Genomic DNA, 3,310 nt, shown 5'->3' on the forward strand with positions numbered 1-3,310 from the left:
AGCCGCCAAGGCCCCGCAGGGCCCCCGCCCCCGAAGCCGCCCGCGCCCCGCAGGGTCCCCGCACCCGCAGCCGACCACACACCGGGACCACCCCGCCTCGGCACAGGCCCACGCCCTCGAAGCCGCCAACGCTCCGCAGGCCCCCCGAAGCCGCCAAGGCCCCGCAGGGCCCCCGCACCCGCAGGAGACCCGACCCCGCCCCCGCCCCCGCCCCCGCAAGAACCACACCTGCTCGGCGAAGCCCCCCCGCCCCCCTCCGGTTAGGCTCTGGCCAGGACGATTCCGATTCGAGACGCACGCAGCCGCACCCAAGGGGAGGCACGGAGATGACGCCGGGGCGTAGAAGCAGTACCTTCACCCGCCTGCTCCGACACGGCTTCACCGACCCCTCCGCAGCGGAGCGACTCCTGGACGGCCCGGAACTCACCGCCGTCCGCGACGACCCCGTCCTCCTGGAAGCCCTGGGCGCCACCGCCGACCCCGACCTCGCCCTGCACGGCCTGGTCCGCCTCCTGGAAGCCCAGGACGGCCAGACGGCCCACCGCGAACTGCTGGACACCCTCATCGCGGCCAAGCCGCTGCGCGACCGCCTCCTCGGCGTGCTCGGCGCCTCCGCCGCCCTCACCGACCACCTGGCCCGCCACCCGAGCGACTGGCACGCCCTGGTCACCTACGAGCCCCGGGACCTGCACCCCGGCGTCGAGGAGTTCGAGGGGGGCCTGGCCGAGGCCACCGACCCCGTCGCGCTCCGCGTCGCCTACCGCCGCTGTCTGCTCTCCATCGCCGCCCGCGACGTCTGCGGCACCACGGACGTCGCAGAGACGGCCGCCGAACTCGCCGACCTCGCCACCGCCACCCTCCGCACCGCGCTCGCCATAGCGAAAGCGCACGCCCCAGAGGACGCCGCCGCCTGCCGCCTCGCGGTGATCGCGATGGGCAAGTGCGGCGGCCACGAACTGAACTACGTCTCCGACGTGGACGTGATCTTCGTGGCGGAGGCGGCCGATGGCACCACCGAGGCCAAGGCACTCACCTCGGCCACCCGCCTCGCCTCCCACCTCATGCGGATCTGCTCCGAGACCACCGTGGAGGGCTCCATCTGGCCGGTGGACGCCAACCTCCGCCCGGAGGGCCGCAACGGCCCCCTGGTCCGCACCCTCTCCTCCCACCTCGCCTACTACCAACGCTGGGCCAAGACCTGGGAGTTCCAGGCCCTCCTCAAGGCCCGCCCGGTAGCGGGGGACGCAGAACTCGGTCAAGCCTACGTAGACGCCCTCGAACCCCTCGTCTGGAAGGCGGCCGAGCGCGAGAACTTCGTACCGGACGTCCAGAAGATGCGCCGGCGCGTGGTGGAGAACATCCCCGCGTCCGAGATCGAGCGCGAGCTCAAGCTCGGCCCCGGCGGCCTCCGCGACGTCGAATTCGCCGTCCAGCTCCTGCAGCTGGTGCACGGCCGCACCGACCGGGCCCTGCGCAGCGGCACCACCCTGGACGCCCTGCAGGCCCTGGCCGCCGGAGGCTATGTCGGCCGCGAGGACGCCGCCCGCCTGGACGAGGCGTACCGCTTCCTGCGCTCGATGGAGCACCGCATCCAGCTCTACCGCCTGCGCCGCACCCACCTCGTCCCGGTCGCCGAGGAGGACCAGCGGCGCCTCGGCCGCTCCCTCGGCCTGCGCACCGACCCGGTGGCCGAGCTGATCCGCGAGTGGAAGCGGCACACGGGCGTCGTACGCAGGCTCCACGAGAAGCTCTTCTACCGCCCCCTCCTCGACGCGGTCGCCCAACTCGCCCCCGGCGAGGCCCGCCTGAGCCCCGAGGCGGCCCGCGAGCGCCTCGTCGCCCTCGGTTACGCCGACCCGGCAGCCGCCCTGCGCCACCTCGAAGCGCTCGCCTCCGGAGTGACCCGCAAGGCGGCGATCCAGCGCACCCTGCTCCCCGTCCTCCTCGGCTGGTTCGCCGACTCCGCGGACCCGGACGCGGGTCTGCTGAACTTCCGCAAGGTCTCCGACGCGCTCGGCAAGACACCCTGGTATCTGCGCCTGCTCCGGGACGAAGGGGCGGCCGCGGAAAACCTGGCCCGCGTGCTGTCGGCGGGCCGCCTGGCCCCCGACCTGCTCATGCGCGCCCCCGAGGCGGTGGCCCTGCTGGGCGACGGCGAGGGCGGCGGCCTCGACACCCGCGGGCGCGCCCACCTGGAGCAGGAGATCCTGGCCGCCGTGGGCCGCGCGGAGAACGCCGAGCAGGGCGTCACCGCGGCCCGTGGCGTGCGCCGCCGCGAGCTGTTCCGCACGGCCGCCGCCGACATCGTCGGCTCCTACGGCACCGAGACCAGCCCCGCCGAGGCCGACCAGGGCGCCCTGGTGGACCGGGTCGGCGCGGCGGTCTCCGACCTCACCGCCGCCACCCTCGCCGGCACCCTGCGCGCGGTGGCCCGGGACGGCTGGGGCGACACGCTGCCCACCCGGTTCGCGATCATAGGGATGGGCCGGTTCGGCGGGCACGAGCTGGGCTACGGCTCCGATGCGGACGTCGTCTTCGTGCACGAGCCGCAGGACGGCGTGGACGAGCACGAGGCGGCCGCCGCCGCGAACAAGGTCGTCGCCGAGATGCGCCGCCTGCTCCAGCTGCCCAGCGCCGACCCGCCGCTGCTCATCGACGCCGATCTGCGCCCGGAGGGCAAGTCGGGCCCGATGGTGCGCACCCTGAAGTCGTACGAGGCGTACTACCGCCGCTGGTCCCTGGTCTGGGAGTCCCAGGCGCTGCTGCGCGCGGAACCCGTCGCCGGGGACGACGAGCTGGGCCGGCGCTTCACCGAGCTGATCGACCCGCTGCGCTACCCGCGGCACGGGCTGCCGGAGGAGGCGGTCCGCGAGATCCGCCGGCTGAAGGCCCGTATGGAGTCCGAGCGCCTCCCGCGCGGGGCCGACCCCAGGCTGCACACCAAGCTCGGCCCGGGCGGGCTGTCCGACGTCGAGTGGACCGTCCAGCTGTTCCAGCTCCGGCACGGCTGGGACCACCCCGGTCTGCGCACCACCCGCACCCGCGAGGCGCTGGCCGCCGCCCGCGAGGCCGGGCTGCTGTCCGCCGAGGAGGCGGAGATCCTGGACGAGGCCTGGGTGCTCGCGACGCGGGTGCGCAACGCGGTGATGCTGGTGCGTGGCCGGGCCGGGGACACCTTCCCCACCGAGCCCCGCGAGCTGGCCGCCGTGGGCCGTTACCTGGGCTACGGCGCCGGGCACGCCGGGGACATGCTGGACGCGTACCGCCGTACCACTCGCAGGGCGCGCACGGTGGTGGAGGAGCTGTTCTA

The 3,310-nt window shown here is 74.8% G+C and carries 1 protein-coding gene; it reads left to right on the forward strand.

Annotated elements, in window-relative coordinates; genetic code table 11:
- Positions 1 to 326: 326 nt before the first annotated feature.
- Positions 327 to 3,310 (forward strand): bifunctional [glutamine synthetase] adenylyltransferase/[glutamine synthetase]-adenylyl-L-tyrosine phosphorylase (locus ACZ418_RS04155; RefSeq protein ID WP_468356603.1); only part of this gene is annotated, 2,984 nt, incomplete at its 3' end.

This window comes from Streptomyces sp. NPDC030820 (assembly GCF_055572075.1).